At 63.6% G+C, this 21,792-nt stretch carries 29 protein-coding genes and 1 tRNA gene; 6 read left to right on the top strand and 24 right to left on the bottom strand.

Annotated features, from left to right (window positions below; translation table 11 throughout):
• Positions 1-84 precede the first annotated feature (84 nt).
• A complete protein-coding gene (locus G9465_RS15690; RefSeq protein ID WP_166971638.1) occupies positions 85-876 on the bottom strand; it encodes a hypothetical protein in 792 nt (263 codons plus the stop codon).
• Positions 877-1,049: 173 nt separating this feature from the next.
• On the opposite strand from G9465_RS15690, the gene G9465_RS15695 reads away from it, so the two are divergent.
• A complete protein-coding gene (locus G9465_RS15695; RefSeq protein ID WP_166971640.1) occupies positions 1,050-1,829 on the top strand; it encodes a hypothetical protein in 780 nt (259 codons plus the stop codon).
• 24 nt (positions 1,830-1,853) lie between these two features.
• Here the strand turns inward: G9465_RS15695 and G9465_RS15700 are convergent, their stop codons facing one another.
• From G9465_RS15700 to G9465_RS15805, 22 genes are all read right to left on the bottom strand, one after another.
• Positions 1,854-2,279 (bottom strand): hypothetical protein, encoded by a 426-nt coding sequence (locus tag G9465_RS15700; protein ID WP_227015576.1) that lies wholly within the window; start codon positions 2,277-2,279, stop codon positions 1,854-1,856.
• Complete coding sequence (locus tag G9465_RS25630; protein ID WP_227015577.1) at positions 2,279-2,581, bottom strand: hypothetical protein; 303 nt, start codon at positions 2,579-2,581, stop codon at positions 2,279-2,281. Before G9465_RS25630 ends, G9465_RS15700 begins: the two co-directional genes overlap by 1 nt.
• A gap of 2 nt (positions 2,582-2,583) precedes the next feature.
• Entirely contained in the window at positions 2,584-3,636 is a 1,053-nt protein-coding gene (locus G9465_RS15710; RefSeq protein WP_166971644.1) for a hypothetical protein, read from the bottom strand.
• 1 nt (position 3,637) lies between these two features.
• The gene (locus G9465_RS15715; protein ID WP_166971646.1) at positions 3,638-3,889 is read right to left on the bottom strand and encodes a hypothetical protein; all 252 of its coding nucleotides are present in this window, start codon (positions 3,887-3,889) and stop codon (positions 3,638-3,640) included.
• Positions 3,889-4,506, bottom strand: coding sequence for a hypothetical protein (locus G9465_RS15720; protein ID WP_166971648.1), 618 nt, complete (start codon positions 4,504-4,506; stop codon positions 3,889-3,891). The genes G9465_RS15715 and G9465_RS15720 overlap by 1 nt, the downstream gene beginning before the upstream one ends.
• Entirely contained in the window at positions 4,507-4,899 is a 393-nt protein-coding gene (locus G9465_RS15725) for a hypothetical protein (protein ID WP_166971650.1), read from the bottom strand.
• The gene (locus tag G9465_RS15730; RefSeq protein ID WP_166971652.1) at positions 4,889-5,254 is read right to left on the bottom strand and encodes a hypothetical protein; all 366 of its coding nucleotides are present in this window, start codon (positions 5,252-5,254) and stop codon (positions 4,889-4,891) included. The genes G9465_RS15725 and G9465_RS15730 overlap by 11 nt, the downstream gene beginning before the upstream one ends.
• A gap of 81 nt (positions 5,255-5,335) precedes the next feature.
• Positions 5,336-6,112, bottom strand: a complete 777-nt coding sequence (locus G9465_RS15735) for a hypothetical protein (RefSeq protein WP_166971654.1) — start codon at positions 6,110-6,112, stop codon at positions 5,336-5,338.
• Positions 6,109-6,381: a hypothetical protein gene (locus G9465_RS15740; RefSeq protein ID WP_166971656.1), complete on the bottom strand. Its 273-nt coding sequence runs from the start codon at positions 6,379-6,381 to the stop codon at positions 6,109-6,111. The genes G9465_RS15735 and G9465_RS15740 overlap by 4 nt, the downstream gene beginning before the upstream one ends.
• Positions 6,382-6,392: 11 nt before the next feature.
• On the bottom strand, positions 6,393-7,127 hold the full coding sequence (locus G9465_RS15745; protein ID WP_166971658.1) for a hypothetical protein: 735 nt from the start codon (positions 7,125-7,127) through the stop codon (positions 6,393-6,395).
• Positions 7,128-7,132: 5 nt separating this feature from the next.
• Positions 7,133-7,666: a hypothetical protein gene (locus G9465_RS15750; protein WP_166971660.1), complete on the bottom strand. Its 534-nt coding sequence runs from the start codon at positions 7,664-7,666 to the stop codon at positions 7,133-7,135.
• On the bottom strand, positions 7,666-7,911 hold the full coding sequence (locus tag G9465_RS15755) for a hypothetical protein (RefSeq protein ID WP_227015578.1): 246 nt from the start codon (positions 7,909-7,911) through the stop codon (positions 7,666-7,668). The genes G9465_RS15750 and G9465_RS15755 overlap by 1 nt, the downstream gene beginning before the upstream one ends.
• 92 nt (positions 7,912-8,003) lie before the next feature.
• Positions 8,004-8,144 carry a hypothetical protein gene (locus tag G9465_RS15760; protein ID WP_166971665.1) on the bottom strand — a complete coding sequence of 47 codons (141 nt, stop codon included), beginning with the start codon at positions 8,142-8,144 and terminating at the stop codon, positions 8,004-8,006.
• Positions 8,141-9,043, bottom strand: coding sequence for a type IV secretory system conjugative DNA transfer family protein (locus G9465_RS15765; RefSeq protein WP_227015580.1), 903 nt, complete (start codon positions 9,041-9,043; stop codon positions 8,141-8,143). Before G9465_RS15765 ends, G9465_RS15760 begins: the two co-directional genes overlap by 4 nt.
• Positions 9,040-9,294, bottom strand: a complete 255-nt coding sequence (locus tag G9465_RS15770; RefSeq protein ID WP_166971667.1) for a hypothetical protein — start codon at positions 9,292-9,294, stop codon at positions 9,040-9,042. The genes G9465_RS15765 and G9465_RS15770 overlap by 4 nt, the downstream gene beginning before the upstream one ends.
• Positions 9,291-9,872 carry a hypothetical protein gene (locus tag G9465_RS15775; RefSeq protein ID WP_227015582.1) on the bottom strand — a complete coding sequence of 194 codons (582 nt, stop codon included), beginning with the start codon at positions 9,870-9,872 and terminating at the stop codon, positions 9,291-9,293. Before G9465_RS15775 ends, G9465_RS15770 begins: the two co-directional genes overlap by 4 nt.
• Positions 9,873-9,874: 2 nt before the next feature.
• Entirely contained in the window at positions 9,875-10,426 is a 552-nt protein-coding gene (locus G9465_RS15780; RefSeq protein ID WP_166971669.1) for a hypothetical protein, read from the bottom strand.
• Positions 10,423-11,022 (bottom strand): hypothetical protein, encoded by a 600-nt coding sequence (locus tag G9465_RS15785; RefSeq protein WP_166971671.1) that lies wholly within the window; start codon positions 11,020-11,022, stop codon positions 10,423-10,425. Before G9465_RS15785 ends, G9465_RS15780 begins: the two co-directional genes overlap by 4 nt.
• Positions 11,019-12,179, bottom strand: coding sequence for a hypothetical protein (locus tag G9465_RS15790; protein ID WP_166971673.1), 1,161 nt, complete (start codon positions 12,177-12,179; stop codon positions 11,019-11,021). Before G9465_RS15790 ends, G9465_RS15785 begins: the two co-directional genes overlap by 4 nt.
• Positions 12,180-12,451: 272 nt before the next feature.
• Positions 12,452-12,907, bottom strand: a complete 456-nt coding sequence (locus G9465_RS15795) for a hypothetical protein (protein ID WP_166971675.1) — start codon at positions 12,905-12,907, stop codon at positions 12,452-12,454.
• A 169-nt stretch (positions 12,908-13,076) separates the two neighbouring features.
• Entirely contained in the window at positions 13,077-13,625 is a 549-nt protein-coding gene (locus G9465_RS25405) for an SWIM zinc finger family protein (protein ID WP_338071841.1), read from the bottom strand.
• 179 nt (positions 13,626-13,804) lie between these two features.
• Positions 13,805-13,879 (bottom strand) — tRNA-Val (locus tag G9465_RS15805).
• A 175-nt stretch (positions 13,880-14,054) separates the two neighbouring features.
• Between G9465_RS15805 and trpD the strand changes: the two genes are divergently transcribed.
• From trpD to trpG, 4 genes are read left to right on the top strand one after another with little or no spacing between them, the layout of a single operon-like run.
• On the top strand, positions 14,055-15,050 hold the full coding sequence (trpD, locus tag G9465_RS15810; RefSeq protein WP_166971677.1) for an anthranilate phosphoribosyltransferase: 996 nt from the start codon (positions 14,055-14,057) through the stop codon (positions 15,048-15,050).
• The gene (locus G9465_RS15815) at positions 15,047-15,694 is read left to right on the top strand and encodes a phosphoribosylanthranilate isomerase (RefSeq protein WP_166971679.1); all 648 of its coding nucleotides are present in this window, start codon (positions 15,047-15,049) and stop codon (positions 15,692-15,694) included. Before trpD ends, G9465_RS15815 begins: the two co-directional genes overlap by 4 nt.
• Positions 15,691-17,313, top strand: a complete 1,623-nt coding sequence (trpE, locus tag G9465_RS15820; protein WP_166971681.1) for an anthranilate synthase component I — start codon at positions 15,691-15,693, stop codon at positions 17,311-17,313. Before G9465_RS15815 ends, trpE begins: the two co-directional genes overlap by 4 nt.
• A complete protein-coding gene (trpG, locus tag G9465_RS15825; RefSeq protein ID WP_166971683.1) occupies positions 17,310-17,918 on the top strand; it encodes an anthranilate synthase component II in 609 nt (202 codons plus the stop codon). The genes trpE and trpG overlap by 4 nt, the downstream gene beginning before the upstream one ends.
• Here the strand turns inward: trpG and G9465_RS15830 are convergent.
• On the bottom strand, positions 17,915-18,103 hold the full coding sequence (locus G9465_RS15830; protein ID WP_166971685.1) for a hypothetical protein: 189 nt from the start codon (positions 18,101-18,103) through the stop codon (positions 17,915-17,917). The two genes, trpG and G9465_RS15830, sit on opposite strands and share 4 nt — an antisense overlap.
• Before the next feature lie 495 nt (positions 18,104-18,598).
• On the opposite strand from G9465_RS15830, the gene G9465_RS15835 reads away from it, so the two are divergent.
• On the top strand, positions 18,599-21,739 hold the full coding sequence (locus G9465_RS15835) for an adenosylcobalamin-dependent ribonucleoside-diphosphate reductase (RefSeq protein ID WP_166971687.1): 3,141 nt from the start codon (positions 18,599-18,601) through the stop codon (positions 21,737-21,739).
• The last annotated feature ends 53 nt before the right edge of the window (positions 21,740-21,792 follow it).

A 21,792-nucleotide genomic window follows, 5' to 3' on the forward strand; every position in this document is an offset into this window, starting at 1 on the left:
GACGAAATTACCAAGTATTAAACTACGAACTGAATGAGAATGCGTGCTTCTCGGGCACAGGTTACGACTGCTTACAAGAATCGATTAGTATGGCAAATCAGTCTCAGATAATCTCTCATAGGTCGCTCTGAGAATATAGATCACACACCAGAGAATCGTTACCAAAGTAAAGAAGGCAGCAGCGAATAAGGAGACGGCAAAGGCTATACCAAATGAGATTAACAAAAAGAGCCGCCCCCACGCTTCTACAGATGTTGCCTCGCCAAATTCAATCGCTGGTTGGGTAATTACCGCAGGATATTCAGTAATTAGAGCTGAAATAGTAATAAGTAGAGAAAATGTGGCAATAAGACTGAATACTGGAGGTTTTGTATTAAGATGCTCATCTATTTTTGTACCAATAAAAAACGGTACAATGAATATCGCGAATCCACCTGCCAACCCAAAAACATAGATAACCATGAAATAGTAGATTGCCCAGATTTGGGGGAAGGTCGTCAGCAATCCAGTTATTACAATAATAAGTGGAACAAAAAACGCTGCAAAAATAAACAGCCCAATATTTTCCCATCGGCTGTTATCACCCAAACAGATATACAATTTTACTAGGATTACCAAAGAAAGAATAGTCACAAGAGATAATCCAGCAACAACGGCAAAATTGCTAAATATTTCCAGTGATTCCGAGATTTGAGCTTCTACTGTACTTAGATATACGCTGATTGCACCGAAGATCCCGATTAGCGTGAATAAATGACGGTTCTCCCATAGGAAGTTATCTAATTGCTCAATAGGAGAGTAAAGCCCCGGAAGAATCACCCTCTGTTTCAGAAGCTCGAAAATGCTCTTGCCGAAGATCTCAGTCTTCCCACTCATTACTACATACCCTCTGATTAGCCACCTAAATTTCTTCCCGATAGTTTACATACCATTCCTGGGATAGCAAGACTCTGTTACGAATACACGAGAATGAAGGATTCTCTGGCATGAGATATGTAAGTAGTCATCCAAACGAGAGTGTAATTAAACTGCAATAGTATACTATAGGTGTGAGTTGGCTCAAGTCCCCTCGCGAGATCCAGCAGAACCTAATTGGCGATTTTAATACACCATTCGTACATGCTCCTGTCGGGTTTTTGATTGCGTATGGTGCAATCCTCATAACGCTCACTTCGTTTCTCGGATGGGCAGATATAGCCCCAGGGCCATTCGGGGATAGTACAACACCGGGGATCGAAGTATTCCCGCTCAACCAGGTCTGGCCGTTCAATATCTCATCAGAAGCTTTCGTCCTGATTGTGCTTACTCCTCTGGCAACGGTCTCAGTAGTCGCAATTCTTCGTAATGTGAGAAAGTACGACAAAACAATCTCGCTGCTGGCGACGGGTGGGTACGGTCTAATCCTTTTTATAGCGGCTCACTTCAGATACGGCATTACCATAGAAGGCCGTCAATTGATGAACATGCCGAGGTCGCTGCCCATGTTTGGAGTCGTGTTGCAGTTTATTCTTGTATATGCCATCTGTTTGGTATTCACAAAGGCACTCATACCTGAGGAAGTGGAATTTAGAGCAGATATTGATCGGTATATGGCGAACCAGTGGAGGATGGCTCAAATAACGCTATCAGCCACACTTGTCGGTGTTATTGGTACCTCAGTACCCTTTGCGATGAACTTTGCAGATATTTTTGGTCCAAAGATGTTACTATTGATGTATGGGCTTCTGGCAACCGCACCAGCGTCTGTAACGGTATTTTATGTCCTCAGGCTCCATTTCATTGAGAAGCGGGTCGGAAAGAGAGATGTACCAGTGAAAATTGCCAAATAAGCGGGTGAAAGTTCTGGATTCAGGTTATCCCAACAACAAGCTAAACACCTCGACCACCGCCGTCCGACCGCCGTGCTTCCAGACCCAGTCAATCGGCGTCGGCCAGCCCATCGCGTGCTGCACAACGTCGTCGGCGGCGCCGAGTCCCAACAGGATGACAGCGACTCGATGCCGCCGGGGCCAGAATGCCGACCACGCCGGCCGGAGGGGCGCGAGTATCACCAGCGCGTTGGCGACGAGCGACAGCGTGGCGCCGATGACCGGATACCGCGCCCACACCAGCCCGAACGACGCGAGCCCGCCGAGGATACCGCACAGGACCAGCCACGGTTCGCGGTCGCGGTGGTCGTCCCAGACGATGAGCAACGGCACCAGCGCCGCCAGCAGGAACGTCATGTAGTGGTGAGGCAGTGCCGCGTTGCCGTCCGGCACGACGTGGTACGGCCACATCACGACTGCGCGGTCTCCCCGCCGGCCTCACTCTCGACCGGCGCCGCGTCAGCGTCGGCCTGCTGGTCAGCGCCGTCCTCGACGACAGCGCCGCGCCCGTAGACCGCTCGCTTCATCGCCTGCTGCTCGTCCTGTCCCGGCGGGGACTGATACGGGAACTTGACGGCCACCCACCGGCCAAAGCCTTCCACGCGCTCGATGCCGTACTTCGTCGGGACGGCCATGCCGCCGAGGAAGAATAGCACGGCCATCGCGAGCGTCTGTGCCTCTGGGGTCGGGATTGCGGATATTGCGGATTGCATGGTTAGATACCGTGGGTGTGGCTGGGGAACGATTCGGTGACGTTCTTGATTGCGAGGCTGGTGGTCGCACTGCTGGGGCACTGCACCTCGCGAACGAACGAATCGACGGTAATCGTCTTCGTCTCCGTCGCGCCTACGCTCCCCGTGATTTGGTTGCCGTTGCCCCGCACAATCACGTACTCAGACGCGTACGAGGTCCCTGAACTTTCGAGGTCCATCGTCTCCACGTAGGGTGGCGGAGTCACCAGGATGCTGGTGTCAGGGTCGACTTGACGGTTCCAGTTGGTCGTTCTCGTCTGTTGCGCCGACTGCGTGCCAGTCGGTCGGGAGTGATGCGCGTCGGCGTCTCCGGCGTGGGAGTCGAGTTCGGGTTGGGTGGCCGGGTCGAACTCAAGTTCGGCGCCGCCAATGGAGTTACCGGCCACAGCGAGGTTCCCGCTGCCGTCAACGTACAGCGCGTTGCCTATTCCGAGGGTGAGACCCTGCGAGTCGTCGACGTTCAGCGGGTTCGAGACCGTCACCGGGTTGTGGTGGTCCGAGTCAGAGACGCCCGACAGGTTGTCGTGGGAGATAGCGCCCTCGTTGACCGCGAGATCGTCGTTCGCGTCGGTCGTGAGTGCGTTGCCCAGCGCGAGAGCGAGGGCCTGCCCCGACCGGGTAAGCGGTGCCGTCACTGTCACCGGGTCGTGATGGTCGGCTGCCGAGACACCCGAGATGTTGTCGTGCGATATGGCCGACTCGTCGACCGCGAGGTCGTCGTTCGCGTCGACGTGCAGCGCATTGCCGAAGGCGAGAGCGAGGGCCTGCCCCGACCGAGTGATCGGCGCCGTCACCGTCACCGGGTCGTGGTGGTCGGCTGCCGAGATGTTGTCTAACTGGTCGTGCGAGATGTAGCCCGTCACGTCCCATTGCGTGCCGTCGTAGACCTTCGCTTCGCCCTGTCCGTCGGCGCCGCCGTCCGTGTCGTACCACGATTCTCCTTTTTCGGGATCGGCGGGCGTGTCGGACTGTATGTAGTCCCAGCCGCCACCGGACGAGGCACTGAGTCCGGCCATGTTACTGGCCCTCCTCGTCGGCGTCGACGGTCTGGACGGCGCCGAGTATCTTCCGCTCGATGCGACCGAGGCGCGGCAGAACGCCGCGCAGATGCGTGTCTCGTCCGGTTATCATCTTCTGGTTGCGCTTGCTTCGTCGCGTGTTGTCCGTCACCTGCTGCTTGATACTTCGGAGGGCGGTCGCTCCGTACGTCGCTGCCGCTGCTGTGACGATTGCAGCCGCTTGCACGACGTAGGCGGTGAGTGGGTCCACTACCGCCCACCTCCGGCGAGAGACGCCCCGAGAGAGGCGTACGGCGCTGCCACCCACAGCAGGACCAGCAGGACCACCAGCCCGCCGCCGACCTTCGCCTCGGTCGCGGTCACGCCGGGGATAGCGGCGAACGGGTCGCTTCCGTCGGTCCCGCCGTCGTTCCCGTCCGGGCCGGGGTCCTGCCAGAAGCCCCGGTCTGCGTCACCGCCGGGCAGGCTGTCCGTGCCCTCCGAGACGGTGAGGCTCTGGGGTTGTGACGTGTCGGTTCCGTTGTTGCCCCGGACGGCCACCTCGGCCGTCACAGTGTACTCTCCGGGCGGTAGCGAGGGCTGGAACTCCGCCGTCGCGTTGGCCTGTCCGACGAGTGAGGGTCGGTTGACCGGGACGCACAGCGGTTCCTCCAGTGTCTCGACGACACTGCCGGTTGAGTCGCGGATAGTCAGCGTCACGTCGGTCATGTGGCCGTTGTTGACCGCGCCGGAGTCGGGACAGACCACCGGCCCCCAGCCGACCGGACCGACCGTTTCGAGGTTGTTGATACCGACTTCGACCGGGAAGGGCTGGTTCGCGGCCTGCTCGTCGCGGTAGTCGACGTATCGGACGCGAATGTCAGCCATCTACTGCGCCCCCTCGAAGATGATGCCCACGCCGTCGCCGGCACTGTTGGTCTTGATGTAGAGGTCGTTGACGTTGCTCCCCTCCCAGCTGAAGACGTGGCCGGCGTCGGTCAGGGGCACGAACTGGTCAGTGTCGTTGCCGAGGTACACGTCCCCGCTGTTGCCCGGCAGGTAGACGATGAGCGCCGTCACGCCGTCGGGAATCGTCAGGTCCGGCAGTTGCTCGGGCGTGGTCCCGCTGGTGCTGTACGTCTGGATAGTCGCACCGTCTGGGTTGCCCACTGCGTCACGGATGGCCTGCTGATGGCTCTCGTTGGCCGGGGGCACCTTGTCGCCCTGCTCGTTCTGGACGGTCTGTAGCTCGCCGACTTCGGCGCGGGTATCAAGTCCCATTGGACACCTCCCAGCCGATGGGCTGCACACTGTACGTGCGGGCCGTCGTGTCCGACAGGTTCCGCACGTAGACGGTCATCGACTCGCTGAACCGCTTCGCCGGGATGAACGTAGGCACCATGTCGTCGATGTCCGTGGGCGGGATGGGCGCCGGGCCGTACTGGCGGCTGCCGTCCATCCACACCTCATAGCTGCTGTCAGGGTGTTTCGACATGGCGAGGAACGGCAGCGCGAAGTCAGTCACGCGCTGGGTCGGCTCGAACGTCACGGTGAGCATTTCCCCCGCGTTCAGACGCCGCGTGATGGGGTCGTTGTACCCCACGTCTCCGGGGTCCGGCTTCGGGACGACCGTCACGCTGCACCTCCGTCTTGCTCGATTCGCTCGCGCTGAGTCTCCTTCTCCTGCTCGTCCATCTCCTCGATGGTCGCAGTCACCTCAGGCATCGGCCTGCCCTCCCTGAGAGAGGTAGAGGCCCCCGCCGACGACGGCCAGCAGGCCGAGGGCCAGTGCCGGGCTGGCGTCGGTCTGACCGCCCTGCTGTTGCACCTGCTGGCGGAGTGCCTCGAAGGACTCACGAACGTCGTTGCGGAGTTCGGTCATACTCTCCTCGACGTTCTCCACGGCTTCGGGCGTCCCGCCGGTCTGGCTCTCGCCCGTCGACGGGTCGGATTGGTTCACGCCACCGGAGTCCGACGAGTCGCCGCCGTTGCTCCGGTCGGGGTTGGGGTCGTTTTGGTCCTGTACTCCGTCGTTGTCGGTGTCGTTGCCGAATCCTTGGTCGACGTTCTCGCCGTCGCTGTCGGTCTGAGTCCCGCCGCCAAACAGTCCCTCATGACGGTCGCCGTCGTCGGTGTCGTCGGGCACGTTGACCGCCCCGTCTCCATCGCCGTCGATGGTGTTGGGACCGTCCGTGTTGTTGGCGTCTGGGTCGGTGTTGCCATACGTGTCGGACGGCATACCGCCCGTGTAGGTCGGCTCACTGGCGTCACCGGGGTCAGAAGACGGGTCGCTCCACGGGTCCGACGAACTGGACGAATCGCTCACCGCTTCGTCGTAGCTCGTCGTGTCAGAGTCGTAGATGGGCGCGTTACCGGAGTCGTCGTCTGACGTGTTCACGCCCGTCTCGGTGTTGGTGATGCTCCCATCGTCCTCGATGACCATATTATCCTGCTCCTGTACCCACTGTTCCATGCCGTTCAGGTCCTCGCTCACGCTCCAACACCTCCGTAGAAGGTCTCGTACACCAACAGCAGGAACAGGATGATGTTGACCACCTGCGCGGCCAGCATCACATCGTCCTCAGACCAGCCGGTTCCCTCGACGACGGTCGTCGGCGTCAGCGGGCCGTTCGTCTCGGTGTTGCTCCCCTGTATCGACTCGTTGCCCTCGTTGCTGGTGAGAGTCACCGAGTCCTCGAAGTCGTCGCTGCCGGGGGTAGCGCCGCTCTCCCAGACTGGGGTGTAGTCGCTCGAAAATTGCATTGTAGGGCCTCCTACGCCTGCCCCATGCCTGCGCTGATGGCTGCCGCGAGGCCGGGCACCTCACGGCTCCCACGCAGAACCGGGACGTTCAGGAGTGCGTTCGTTGGCTCGGTCCCGTCGCCGTCGTTGTCGGTCCACCGGACCGTGTACGGTGCATCGAGGTACACGGTCAACGTCATGTCGGCGGAGAGCCACGGGTGCATCTCGCCGTCGGTCAGGGACAGATACTCGGGCTGCTCCAACTGCGGCGACTCGTGGACCAGTCCGAGGTTGCCCGTGTACACACGCTGGGACTGGTCGGTCGACTCGCCGGGGAGACTCTTGCGAATCTCCATCGAGGCCGGGTCTGCCGCCACGTAGTAGATGTGCAGGTTGCTGTTGGTGCCCGCATCGGTGACGGTGATGGTGTTGTTGGCGTAGTCCACCGAGTCCGGCGTCCCGTAGTACGTGCCGTCCAGCCAGCAGACGACCGACTGCGTGACGGGCGTGTCCGTCACGTCGTGGCTGAGAGTGAACTGCTCGGAGTCGTCGGCGGTCCCGTTGGTCGTCTCCTTCTGGTACGCCGGGATGGCGATTTTGAGAGGGTGGTCACGACCCTGCCGGAGCAGGTGGGCGGTGTCGACCTGATACGTGCCGATTTCCGACCGCTGACCCTGACTGTTGACCGAGTTGTCGAACTCGTCGGGGGTGATGTGACCGGGCTGGCGCCGCGTGTTGGCGAGTCGCTGGGCAAGTTCCTTCTGCATCGGTATCACCGGCGCCCGCTCTGCTCGACAGCGCTGGACTCGATGTAGAACGACGACTGAGACCAGTCGATTTGTGCCGCCGAATCACACATGACGAAGAACTCGTCAATGTCCCGAATGTCGACGAACTGCGTGGCGTCACCGGGCTTGTTGGGGTGCGTCTCGGGGAACTGAAGCGTGAACTTCACCGCGTCGATGTTGTCGACGTTGCGCTGCTCGCTGATGGTGAGGTTGGTGAACTGGTCGATGGACTCGACCACCTCCGAGACCTTCATCGAAGTGTGATGCCCCGAGGGCTTCAGGGCGAAGAACAGCGACGTGTTGACGGGGAGCGGGTCGCCGTTGGAGTCTCGAAGGTCGGCGTAGATTGGGATACCCTGCGCTTCACCCATCGCCACGCGGTTCAGCAGCCGGAGGAACTGGCCCCGGTCAGGGTTGAGTTCGAGAATCGGCGTCGGAACGGGCGACGAGGGCGCGTTCTGCGAGACCGTCACCGCGTCGGCGGTCTTGCCCTCGGCGGCGAAGAGGTCTTGCGCCATCAGTTACCCTCCATGAACCGCGTTCGGAGCGCTTCGAGCGTGTGAACCCCGCCGCCGATAGCGACCTTCCGGCCGGCGCCGCCGTAGATGGCGCCGCCCGCCGCGACTGTCAGGCCGTAGGCTTCGTCGGGCAGGTCCTTGCCCATCTTGTTCTCGACGCCGTACTTGACTGCGGCCGGTGCAGCGAACCCACCCATCACGAGGGCCACGTCCGTCACGTAGTCCTCGGAGGCGAGGGTCGACATTGCATTACCAAAATCCATGCAACCTACCGTTTTAGCACCGCTACCCATCAAGAACCGACGAAAAAGCGACTACAAACCGCTTCGGCGTGCAGTCAGTATGAAGCGGAATCCATCAACACGCGCACTACTTCGGCGTTGCTGGGTTCGCCGCCGGGCCGTTCTTCGGCGATGCGTTCACGGGTCTGCTCGAACTCCTCGCTGTCCTCGCCTCGGAGTGTGATTTGTGTCCTCATGCGGTGTACTCCGGTGGTTGCAGGTCGTTGCCCTGACTGCCGTAGTGGGTGCTGTGCATCGTCACGTTCTGCGTGTTGATACGCCTGATTTCGCCGCTGTCGTCGCTGTATATCCACTCACTCCCGATTGTGTGGCCGTCGTCGTCCTTGTGCTTCTGGAGCGATGTAGGGCGCTCTCGGCCGGTCGGCAGTAGTTCGTCGGGGAGGCCGTGCGGGGAGGGGTCGGCGGTCGGGTTGTGTAGCTCGCTGGGATACTCGACGGAGACGCTACCGAGGTCTCCGCCCTTGAACCCGCCGAGCATCCGACTCTGGCACTGTGTCGTGATGGTCTTGTCAATCTCCGCGAGTCGTTGCGTAATCCACATCGAGGAAGTGCCTGCGCCCCGACCGGTCGTCGCTATCGACTTCAGGGCGTCGGGTAGCTTGCCCTGCTGGGGCACGACGAAGTGGGCTTCGTCGACGACGACGAGTTGGTCCCGATCAAGACGACGGGCGGCTTCGGCCACGCGGTCGCACACCTCTCGCCATTCTTCGGCTGTCAGGGAGTTGTGGCGCTCTAAGACGAGTTTCGGGTTCGAGGTCAGTACGTCGACCCACCCGGACACCGACAGGTTGCGCTCCGCCGGGCCGACTATCCAGTGCTGGGCCAGTCCGTACTTGACAAGTCCACGGTACTCCCCGCAGTAGTCCATCACCACCATGCCCTCGTAGGCGTCGGCGTTGCTCTCCATCCACGCCTGCCCGTGGTACGATTTTCCCCACCCTGACTGAGCCGCGAACAGCAGGGCAGAGGCACAGGCTGGGCCGGCCACATCGGCGGCGTTGAGCGCCGCCGAGACAGTGACCGTGATGCTGCCCACGACAATCAGGACCGGACCGATGACTTCTTTCAGATTCACTCGTCGGTCTCCTCCTCGACGCCGACCGCTTCGAGTCGGACTGTCTCGCCCTGTGCGGTGCCGACCGTCTGCGCTTCCCCGTCGGCCAGCGCGGTCAGGTCCACCTCCGTCAGAACGGCGTGGTCGGGCCTCTCGTCGCTTCCAGACTGCGGCCGGTCTCTGGCGTTGCGCTCCACCATAGCGATGAGTGCAGCGGCCAGCAGGCCGACACCGAGGGCTTGCAGCACCTCGTCTCTGTAGACGACGGTCATGCCAGTGCCTCCGTGTTGGCCCGCACAGCGTCCTCGGTCGCCTCGGAGGGACCGCCCAGCAGGTCGGTCAGTGCGTCGGTCGGGTTCCAGTCGACCACCACGGTCTCGAACCGTTCCAGAGAGACGCCCCACTTCCCCGAAACGTGCGCGTCAGCGAGCGAGCGGTCGGAGTGCATCGCGTCGGCCCCGCTGTCTCGGTACGTCTGTGCCCACCGCTCTATCTGCGCCGTCCACTCCTCGTGAGTCATCTCGGCGTAGTTCGCCAGCGCCTCCGGATCGTCGACGGCGAGGTCGTCAGGAGCGCACTGCTCTATCCACACCTCGGCCAGCGACGGGCCACCGGGGCCGTAGCCGTCCACCACGTCCAGTATAGCGGTGACTCGCTCGCTCTTGTCGAGTCGGTCGGCGTCGTCGTCGGGGTCGAGGCCGAGCGTGTCGCGCTGGTCTATCACGGCGCTGCGTTGCTCGGTCTGGATGGTCGCCAGTATCTCCGCCATCGCCCGGATTCGGTCGCTCTCGTGGGGGTTCTGGATTTCTGCCTTTGCCTCTCGCGCTCGCTTCAGTTTGTCGGTAATCATCGTCAGAAGTTCAGGAGGTCGCCGTTCAGTTGCTCGCTCAGTGCGTCCACCGCGTCGGTCGCCATGTCGGTCTCCGTCAGCAGGATAACCAGCACGAGGCCCGCTGTGCCGATTGCTACGGCCTTGCCGGGCGGTACGTCCTGCCCCATCCCCGCTTCGGCAAGCCACTGGTCTACGTTGTCGTCTAGTTCGACCGGCGGGGCACGCGCCAGTTCCTCGATGTCCTCGGCAGTCTTGCCCGGCTCACCGTCTGCCGCCGCTATCTCTCCGAGGACGAGGGCCAGCATGTCGACGTACTGGTCCCCCCACGTCTCGCCGTCAGGGGCCGGCAGTTCGTCGGCCTGCTCGTCGTCGCGGTCGTCGTCGACGTCCTCGCTTTCGGCGCCGGCACCGGCCGTCTCTTCTACCTCGTCAGGGTCGACGCCCAGCGCGTCGAGGTCCACATCGGCTTTCTCGTCGATCTCCACCTCTGGCACGTCCTCTTCGTCGTCGGGCTGGTCCACTTCCTCGGCATCTTCTTCGGTGTCGGCTTCGGCCGCTTCGGCGCCGCTCATTCGTCCCACCCGGCGGCACTGAAGCCGTCGCCGCTCTCGTCGGTGTCGTCAGTCGCCTCGTCCACGTCGGTCGCCTCGCTCTCTACATCCATCGGCGCCGGTTCCGGCTGGTCGTCATCGCCGGAGCTACCTGCGAGGGCGATAGCGAGCAGGGCCAGACCACCGAGACCACCGAGGACCGCCTTCAGCGAGGGGCCGTTACCGCCGCTCGTGGTGCTGCTCTCGGTCCCCTGCTGTCCCTCGGTTTCGGTGGTCTCTCCGCTCTCTTCGCCGGTCGTTGTCTGTAGCTGCTGCTCGTACTCCTCAGACTGGTCCATCTCTTGCTGGTCGTTCTGCTGCTCTTCGGCCGGTTCAGCGCCCTCTTCTGCTGCTTCGCCCTGCTCGTCGTCGCCGTCCTCGTCGGGAGCGCCCTGAGCGCCCTGCTCACCGCCCTCGTCGGTACCCTCGTCAGGGCGGTTCAGCGCGCTCCTGAGTGCTTGCACGTCACTGTGTGCGTCGTCTGCCTTCGCGTTGATGTGGCGCCGGACGCTTTGCTTGCTCTTCTCGCCGTTCTCGTTGTAGTCGCACCCCTCAGCGGGGCAAGTTGGTCCTGTCATAACGTCTCCTGACCGCCTTCAGCCACCCGGAAGGCGTCGGGTACCTGCTGCTCTGTGTCCTCGGGGTCGGTGGTGTCGGCGCGCTCGTCGGTCAGCAGGCCTCCGGGGTTCTCCTCTGTCTGGTCGACCACCTCGCCCTGAGCGCGCTCGCCCTGCTCGCCACCGGCCAACCGGGCTTGGTCGTCGGCGCGGTCGCCGCTCAAAGTGCGCTGGTCGTCGGTCTCAAGCACCGCCGACCGGTCGGTCTCCGACCCGGCGAAGTGGTCGAGCGTTCGCACCTCGGGGATGGTCGCGGGCATCCCGTCGAGCGCGTCGAGCAGGGTGTGCAGCCGGTCGGGATGCATCGCGTCCTGTCCGTTCGCTTCCCGAATCCGGTTGATGGCCCGCCACGCCTGCCGGGTGTTGATGACCGCCTCTCTGGCGTCCGATAGAGCGCGCTCTATCCCGCTTAGACCGCCCTTGTAGCCGGTCCACGAGTCCCGAAGCGCACCGGCCACCTCGGGTGTCACCTCCATCTCAGGGTACTCGTCGCCGCCGACGGTCACGAGGTCCTGCTGCTCGTGGTCGGTGCCGGTCGACTCGTCGATGAACTGCGATACCTCCTCCTCGGAGTAGCCGCAGTGCTGAGTCAGGAACTCGCAGGCTTCCGGGTCGCCGTTCTCACACTCGCCCTCGATGTGGTTGCACTGCCGGTGTTGGGCCTGTCGAGCGCGCTTGCCGTACTGGTGGGCGCGTTCTTCGTCGGTCGGCCCGGCGTCGAGGCGAGTGTCTTTCTCGTCTTGCTTCGCTCGCTTCGCCGCCTCTCTCGCTTCGCCGGTCGTCGTCAGGTCCTCGGACCAGTAGGTAAGCCAGTCGCTCACACCTTCGTCCAGAAACGCGCCTTTCGCCGCTCTCGCGGTCCATGTGTCGGTTTCCGAGAAGTCGATTTCGTCTTTCTCGGCGTCGGTGAGAGGCACACTGCCGCTGCTCTCTCCCGTGTTCACGTGCGAGTCATCGGCCATCAGATGGGCGTCCTCAAGCACGCTTTCGGGCGTGCCGTTCTCCGCGAACGCGACCGTCTTCAGGCGCTTGTCGTCCTCGCTACACAGATACTCGCTGTGCTTGTCTCTCGCGGCGTCTGCCGCGTCTTTACTCCCGTACTCGATACGCTCTGTCAACGTATCACCGCACGCTCAGTAGGCATACGGACCAACGCAGAACCCAAAACGCCGTAAAACGAGCAGCTGAATGGCTGAATGGCTGATTAAGCCATTAATCGGACTGGTCAGTAGCCGCAACTACCTCGCAGCCTTGGACGACGTGCCGCGGATAGTCACGCTTCGCACGGCGACGCGCATCTCGTCGGTCGTCCGCATTGACTTGGACGTGGGTCCGCGAGTTCGCGGCTGGGTTATCGAGCGTCACCCGGTACGTGCCGCCCATAGACTGCTCACACATCGTCACTACCTCCTGAGAGGTCGTCTTTCGGAGTGAGGGGCGGCAGGGCCACCCGGCCGTAGCTCACCGTCAAAAACGGCGTCTCGGCCAGTGGCTCAAGCACTTCTTCGCGGATGAGCTTCTTCGGCGTGTTCGGGTGCGTCTCCTGACACAGCACGCTCTCGGCCTTGTCGACGGTCATCACCCGTTTCTCGTCGCCAGCGAGAGCGAGGTACGCATCAGCGAGTTCCGGGTCTTCGGGCAGCAGATACTGAGAGCCTTCGGAGTCGGGCAGGTACTCGTCCAGCGCGTTGCGGACCACCTTGCTCTTGGCAACGCCGTGAGAGTCGACGTACTCGGCAAAACGGACACCGAGAGTGCCCGACAAGCGCGCTTCGGCGCGTTCTTCGCTCTTGTGCCGGTCGTTGTTCTCGGAGTCACCGGGGAGTCGACTGCCGGACCCGCTCATGGGTCCCTCCTGTCCGCAGATTGGGGGTCGGCTGCGGACACAGATGAAACGGGGGTCGGAGTACCCCGCATCCGGGTGGCGTCTAACCTTGGGTTCGTTTCGAGTGGACGGTATGGTGGCGGACACCCCCCCGCACCCCACTCCGAGAGTGTGTGGGGTGGGGTCCCCGTCATCGGCATCCCTCCGTCTTCTCTCGGGCGTCGGCCAGCAGGTTGCCGATGGTACCCGCCGCGCGGTCGGTGTAGCGGGCGAACTCCCGAACGCCGAAGCTACCGAGGTCGCAGGACAGGAGCGCGTCGAGTTCAGCAGGAGTGAGTTGTTCGTAGGCGGTCGGGTCGTCGTCGAGGCGCAGCCACGATGGTGGCGCTGGGTACTCCCGGCCGGTGTCGAGGTGAGCCACGACGATGGAGCCACGGACCCACTGCCACCACAACGAGGCGACGTGAGCGCACCAGCCGCCGTGGTACTTGTGGCCGGCGCAATCGCACTCAGCGACGAGCGTACGGCCCTTGAGCGCCCACAGAACGCGGTGGAAGTCGTCGCCGTCGGACAGGCTGACGATGCGCTCGGCGTCGTTCACGGCGCCGCCGTCGTCACTCTCGCGCTGGGCGCGCTGCCACGCCGTCGACAGCGTCCAGTCGGCGGGCATCGAAAGCGTCGGCGGCCCACCGACCATGCCGGGGAGGTCGTCGCTGGGAGAGAACGTGCGGCTGCTCACGGCTGGCACACCCCGTTAGCGAGTGCGGGACACTCCTGCCCGACGTAGTGGATGGGGCAACCGCAGAAGTCACAGACTGGGGCAGAGTGTCCGTCAAAATCGGGGAGGTCGGTCACGCCGACCACCTCCGGAAACAGGCACAACTAGCGGATGTTGTTGCCTTTTTCTTTAAGTAGGGATGGGTTCGGGCGGATTTGAACCGCCGGCCTCCTCCATGTCAAGGAGGTGTCATAACCGACCTAGACCACGAACCCTCGCTGCCTCGTACATCTCTTTGTTGCCGGGGGGTATAATTGAAGGTTTCGAATTCCGGACCCGCACGTCGTCTGTTGATTGTCCGCATGCGCCCCGTCCGGTGGTTCCCCGATAGCCTTAAGTCAGTGTACGGATTTGTACATCACAACACGAAATAGCTCATTGGTGAATATCATGCAGGAGTACATCGAACGCGTCACTGACGGCGAGGATCTGACACAGGACGAGGCACGGGACGTCGCGACGCTCGTCTTCGAAGAAGCGACAGAGGCACAGATCGGTGCCCTGTTGACTGCCCTCCGGGCGAAAGGAGAGACGGAGGGCGAGATAGCCGGGTTCGCACAGGGGATGCGCGACGCCGCCCGGACCATCGAACCGGACCGTGCGGGCCTCGTCGACACCTGCGGGACCGGTGGGGACGACTACGACACGATCAACGTCTCGACGACGAGTGCTATCGTCGCGGCGGGTGCGGGCGTCCCGATCGCGAAGCACGGGAACTACTCCGTGTCCTCGTCCTCGGGCAGCGCCGACGTGCTGGAAGTAGCCGGCGTCAACGTGGACGCGGAACCGCCGGCCGTCAAGGACCGAATCGAGCGCGACGGCATCGGCTTCATGCTCGCACCCGTCTTCCACCCGGCGATGAAGGCCGTCATCGGCCCGCGAAAGGAACTCGGGATGCGGACCGTGTTCAACATCCTCGGCCCGCTGACGAACCCCGCCGACGCCGACGCGCAGGTGCTGGGCGTCTACGACCCGGACCTCGTCCCGATCATGGCCGAAGCGCTGGCCCGTCTGGACGTCGAGCGAGCGCTCGTCGTCCACGGGAGCGGCCTCGACGAGATAGCCATCCACGGCGAGACCACCGTCGCCGAGGTGACGGGCGACTCTATCTCGGAGTACAGCATCACGCCCGAGGACATCGGACTGGAGACTCACGACATCGAGGCCGTCGCGGGCGGGTCCCCCGAGGAGAACGCCGAGGACCTGCGGGGCATCGTCTCCGGCGAGGTCACCGGGGCGAAACGCGACATCATCCTCGCGAACGCCGGTGCCGCCATCTACGTCGCTGGCGTCGCCGAAACGCACACGGACGGCGTCGAACTCGCCCGAGAGGCCATCGACTCGGGCGCGGCCGCCGCCAAGCTAGAGGACCTCGTCGGCGAATGACGCGAGTGAAGGTCTGTGGCGTAACCACCCCCGAGGACCGCGACGCCGTCGTGGCGGCGGGGGCCGACGCCGTCGGCATCATCTACGGCGTCCCCGTCGACACCCCGCGTGAAGTCGACGAGGACACCGCCGCCGACCTCGTCGAAGGGGTCCCGCCGCTGGTGACCAGCGTCCTCGTGACGATGCCGAGGACGGTACAGGAGGCCGTCGTCCGCGTCGACGCGGTCGACCCCGACGCCGTGCAGGTCCACGACGGCCTCTCGCCGACGGAACTGGGGGCGCTCTCCCGCCGGGTCACGCAGAAGATCATCGCGGTCGTCGACGCCGACGCGGACGACCTCGCCGACTACGCCGCCCACGCAGACGCCCTCCTCGTGGACTCCGTCGACGACGAGGGCGCGGGCGGAACCGGCGAGACACACGACTGGGACCGCACCCGTGAACTCGTCGAGACTGTCGACGTGCCCGTGATTCTCGCGGGCGGCCTCACGCCCGAGAACGTCGCCGAGGCCGTCGAGACGGTACGGCCGTTCGCCGTCGACACTGCCAGTGGAGTCGAGTCCAGCGGCGGCGTGAAAGACCACGACGCCGTCGAGCGGTTCGTCGCGGCCGTCGCGGCCGCCGACGCGGAGGTGTCGGCGTGACCCTCGACGTCTCCCGCGAGGCGTTCGTCGAGTACGCCGAGGCCGACCGGCCAGTGGTCGTGCGGGCCGCCGCCGAACTCGACGTCGACGTCGAACCGCTGGCGGCGTACGCGGCCCTGTCGGGTCGCACCAGCGACGTCGAATCGAGCGACTACACCTTCCTCTTAGAGAGCGCCGAGAAGGTCGCCTCCAGCGACCCGGACGGCGCGTTCGCCCCGGAGACCGACGACCGGCACGCCCGGTTCTCCTTCGTCGGCTACGACCCGCGAGCGGTCGTCACGGTCACCGGCGAGGAGAGCGAGGTCGAGGTGTTCGACGACCGCTACGCGGACCTCGTGACGACCGACGGCGGCGACGTCGTCGACGACCTGCGGGCGGCGATGCCCGACGTGGAACTGCGCGGGTTTCCCGAGATGGACCGCCAGCACCTCGAAGGCGGCCTCGTGGGCTTCCTCTCGTACGATGCCGTCTACGACCTCTGGCTGGACGAGGTCGGACTGGACCGCCCGGACTCGCGGTTCCCCGACGCGCAGTTCGTCCTGACGACGGCGACGCTCCGGTTCGACCACGTCGAGGAGAGCGTCGAACTCGTCTTTACCCCCGTCGTCCGCGTGGGCGAGGACGCCGGCGCGCGCTACGACGAACTCGTCGCCGAGGCCGAACGCATCGAAGCCGCACTCACCGGGGCCGACGACCTCTCGACCGGCGGGTTCACCCGCGAGGCCGAGGTGGCCGGTCCGCAGGACGAGTACGAGGACGCCGTCGAGCGCGCGAAAGAGTACGTCCTCTCGGGGGACATCTATCAGGGCGTCATCTCCCGGACCCGCGAACTGTACGGCGACGTCGACCCGCTGGGCCTGTACGAGGCGCTCCGCGAGGTCAATCCCTCGCCGTACATGTACCTGCTCGGGTACGACGACCTGAGTATCGTCGGTGCGAGTCCGGAGACGCTGGTCTCGGTGGCCGGCGACCGCGTCGTCTCGAACCCCATCGCGGGCACCTGCTCGCGCGGGAACTCGCCCGTCGAGGACCGACGGCTGGCCGGCGAGATGCTCGCCGACGGGAAAGAGCGGGCCGAACACACGATGCTCGTCGACCTCGCGCGAAACGACGTCCGGCGGGTCGCCGAGGCCGGGTCGGTACGAGTAGAGGAGTTCATGAACGTCCTGAAGTACAGCCACGTCCAGCACATCGAGTCGACGGTCACGGGGACGCTGGCCGCGGACTGTGACGCCTTCGACGCCGCGCGGGCGACGTTCCCCGCCGGCACGCTCTCCGGTGCGCCGAAGATTCGCGCGATGGAGATAATCGACGAACTCGAACGGTCGCCCCGAGGCCCCTACGGCGGCGGCGTCGGCTACTTCGACTGGGACGGCGACACCGACTTCGCCATCGTCATCCGCTCGGCCACCGTCGAGGACGGGGTTTCGCTCCCGGACGCGAGCGACGAGACGACGTCCAACCGCGTCACGGTGCAGGCCGGGGCCGGCATCGTCGCCGACTCCGACCCGGAGAGCGAGTACGTCGAGACCGAACAGAAGATGGACGGGGTGCTCGCAGCGCTCGAACGCATCGAGACGCCCGGCGGTGCCGTCGTCGACACGGAGGTGGACCGATGAGCACACAGCAACCGGCCACCGACGACCTGCGTGTGCTGTTCGTCGACAACTTCGATTCGTTCACCTACAACCTCGTGGAGTACGTCTCCGAACACGCCGAGACGGAGGTCGTCCGCAACACGGCCACACTGGAGGAGGTGCGAGCGTTCGACCCCGACGCGATACTCCTCTCGCCCGGTCCGGGTCATCCGAAGAACGACCGGGACGTCGGCGTGACGATGGACGTCCTCCGGGAGCTGAGTCCGGAAATTCCGACGCTGGGCGTCTGTCTCGGCCTCGAAGCGGCGGTGTACGCCTACGGCGGCACCGTCGGTCGCGCCCCCGAACCGATTCACGGGAAGGCGTTCCCCATCGACCACGACGGGGAGGGCGTCTTCCGCGGCCTCGAACAGGGATTTCAGGGCGGCCGGTACCACTCACTGGTCGCGTCCGAAGTGCCCGAAGAGTTCGACGTGACGGCCACGACGACGACAGAAGACGGGACCGAACTCGTGATGGGCGTTCGACACCGCGAATACCCTATCGAAGCGGTACAGTTCCACCCGGAATCGGTACTGACCGCCGTGGGTCACGACGTCGTCCGGAACTTCCTCGCGACCGTCTAAATTGTTTGAATCCCGAGCATTCCCAGTATCCACAGTACCGTGACGGCGACGATAGCGAGGAGGACGAGGCGCCACGCCACTTTCAGCACGAATCGCCCCACGAGCAACACGAGTGCGACGAGGACGAGGCCGACGAGCAACGACGGCGGGGACCCGAACGACCCTAGCTGCAACAGCGAGAACATATCGTCACTCACGCGAGACGGACACATATACTTCGTGGCTAGTTGGTAACTGGCCCGCACCGCAAGACGGCGACCCAGCGTGGCAATAATCGCCAGACTGCGGGACGTCTGACGCAGTCTATTCGGCCCCCAATATGGCGGCAATGTGCCCAAACCTCCACTCGAAACCCCCGCTCGTTTCTACTGGATCTCAGGTCGCTGTCCGGTGGTTGTAGGTGAGGCGTTTTCACTTTCACTGCGGTCTGCTCACCATTAAGGAGTAACCGACGTTGCTAGTGGTCGTACACGACTATTCCGTGCGTGTCGCCAGCACCGACCCACAACCACCGTAGTCTCGACTCTCTGATAGCTACGGAATCTGATAAAAGTTGGAGAAAGCAAGGGTTATACGCCATCCATGAATACGTATTCGCCGCCAGAAATGACAGGAACTCGGCCAGCAGTCGAGAGGGGTATCGACCGGCAGACGGACGCTGTCGGTAGGAGGGACGCCGAATGAGTGACGCGGAACTCTCCGCCGACGAACTCACGCTCCCCATCAAGCGTATCGACGGGGACACCATCGAAGAGCGACTGACGAGCAACGCCTACAACAACATTCTGCCTGCTCGCTATCTGCGGAAGGACGCCGACGGCGACCTCGTCGAGGACCCCGAGGACCTCTTCGACCGCGTCGCGAAGAACATCGCGCTCGCCGAGGCCGTCTTCGAGGCCGAGAAGCACGACGTCGAGGTCACCGTCACACCCGACCAACTCAAGCCCGACCACCCGCGACGCGACGAACTCGCCGCCGAGGTGTTCGGTAAGGGAACCACCGCCGAGGACGACGTCGAGACGACGCTCTCCGTCTACAACGTCAACAAGTTCGCCTACGAGACGGTCGTCCCGGAACTCCCCGACGAGGTACGCGACCACGTCGAGGAGACGGCCGACGCGTTCCAAGAGCAGATGGAACAGCTCTCTTTTATGCCGAACTCGCCGACGCTGATGAACGCCGGCGACGAACTGCAGCAGCTTTCGGCCTGTTTCGTCGACTCGCCGGCCGACGACATCGACGACATCCACCAGACCGCCAAAGAAGCGGCGCAGGTGTTCCAGTCCGGCGGGGGAATGGGGTACGCGTTCTGGAAGCTCCGCCCGTACGGCGACCCCGTCGGGTCGACCGGCGGCATCGCCTCCGGGCCCATCACGTTCATGCGAACCTACGACCAGATGTGCGAGACCATCGCACAAGGTGGTGCCCGTCGTGGCGCCCAGATGGGCGTCATGCGCGTCTCCCATCCCGACGTCATCCAGTTCATCCACGCGAAGAACAAGGACGTCTCGCTGGCCGAGACGCTTCGTCTGAACGACCCCGACGACTTCACGCACAACTCCTTCGCCGAAGCGCTCGAAGAGGCCCGCGAACTCATTGACGACGACGGCAAGGTGCCCAAACACCTCCGGAACGCCGTCGAGGGCCACCTCTCGAACTTCAACATCTCCGTCGGCATCACCGACGACTTCATGGAGGCTCTCCAGAACGGCGAGGAGTTCACCTTCACGAACCCCCGCACGGAGGAACCACACGTCGCCACCGCCGAGACCAAGGAACTGTACGAGATGTTCGACCTCGGCGAGTACGTCGACGTCGGTGAGGTGCTCTCTATCCCCGCCGAGAAACTGTTCGAACGCATCGTCGAGGGCGCCCACGAGAACGGCGAACCGGGCGTCATCTACCTCGAACGCGTCAACAAACAGCACTCCTTCGACGTCGAGGAACACCCCGAGCACCAAATTCTCGCGACCAACCCCTGTGGCGAACAGCCACTGGAGGAGTACGAGGCCTGTAACCTCGGCCACATCAACCTCTCGACGCTCGCCGCGCTCGACGCGCCGGACTACCGCGTCTGGGCCGACGAGCACGCAGACGAGTACGACACGCAGGAGGCCGCCATCGAGGCGTTCCTCGACGAGGCGCTGGACGTGGACGAACTGAACGAGCGCATCGAACTCGGCACTCGATTCCTCGAGAACGTCGTCACGATGTCGGACTTCCCGGTCGAGAAAATCGAGCAGAAGGTCCGGGAGATGCGCAAAATCGGGCTGGGCATCATGGGACTGGCCCAACTGTACATCCAGCTCGGCGTCGAGTACGGCTCCCCCGAGGCGAACGAAATCGCCCGGCAGGTCATGCGACACATCAACCACGGCTCGAAGCAGGCCAGCCGCGAACTCGCAGAGGACCGCGGCGTCTTCGAGGAGTGGGAGAACTCGAAGTACGCGAACCCCACCGAGTATCGCGAGTGGTTCGAGAAGCAGACCGGCGAGGACGCCGACGACTGGGCAGACGGGTTCCCCATCCGCAACCATAACACGACGACCATCGCGCCCACCGGCACCACGTCGATGATCGGCAACACCACCGGCGGGTGTGAGCCAATCTACAACGTCGCCTACTACAAGAACGTCTCCGACGACGTGCAGGGCGACGAGATGCTCGTCGAGTTCGACGACTACTTCCTCCGCGCACTGGAGGACAACGACATCGACGTCGAGGCCGTCAAGGAAGAGGCCCAAGAGCAGATGGCCAACAACGAGTTCGACGGCGTCGACGGCCTCACGACGGTCCCGGACGCCATCGGCGAACTGTTCGTCACGACCGGCGACCTCTCCGCACAGGACCACGCCGGCGTGCAGGTCGCCTGTCAGGAGGGCGTCGACTCCGCCATCTCGAAGACGGTCAACGCCCCGAACGACTCCACCGTCGAGGACGCCGCCGAAGTGTTCGAGTACATCTACGAACACGGCGGCAAGGGCGTCACCTACTACCGCGACGGCACCCGCTCGAAGCAGGTGCTGACGACCCGTGCCCAGAACACCGAGTTCTCGGACATGGACACCGAAGAACTGGTCGCCCAACTGGAGGAGATGTTCGGCGGCATCGAGGGCTTCCTCGAGGACGAGGCCGTCCAGGCCGCCTTAGACGAGTCTGTCGAGGGGATGCTCTCCGTCGCCGACGGCGAGCAGTCCGACTTCGCCCGCAAGCGCTCGCGGCCGGACGTCCTCCACGGCGTCACCCAGCGCATCGACACCGGCTACGGGAAGCTGTACGTCAACATCAACGAGGACCCCGAGGCCGAGCGGCCGTTCGAGCTGTTCGCCAACATCGGCAACTCCGGTGGCTTCACCGCCTCCTTCACCGAGGCGCTGGCGAAGACCATCTCGACGGCGCTGCGCTCTGGCGTCGACCCCGAGGAGATAGCCGACGAACTGCAGGGCATCCGGTCGCCGAAGGTCGCCTGGGACAAGGGCGAACAGATTCAGTCCATCCCGGACGCCATCGGCACGGCCCTGCGCCGCTACCTCGACGGCGACGTCGACAAGGCCTACCCCCAGCAGGTCACGCTGGAGGAGACGGCCGAGGAAGAGGAAGCCGAGCGTGACGCCGCGACGCAGACGGACGGCGGTCCGGCGGCCCAGCCCAGCGGTACCCAGACCGCCGACGGCCCGAACGCCGACGCCGGCACGACCGGCGACCAGCAAGAACTCATCGACGCCGGCGAGAGCCCCGAGTGTCCCGACTGCGGGTCGCTCTCGCTGTACTACTCGGAGGGCTGTAAGACCTGCGAGTCCTGTGGCTGGTCCGAGTGCTGAACTGACCGGCCTGCGATAGCGGCCAGACGGAGCGTGTGACACCGGAGCCCGTT

The sequence above is a fragment of the Haloarcula sp. JP-L23 genome (genome assembly GCF_011602445.1).
GTDB lineage: Archaea > Halobacteriota > Halobacteria > Halobacteriales > Haloarculaceae > Haloarcula > Haloarcula pellucida.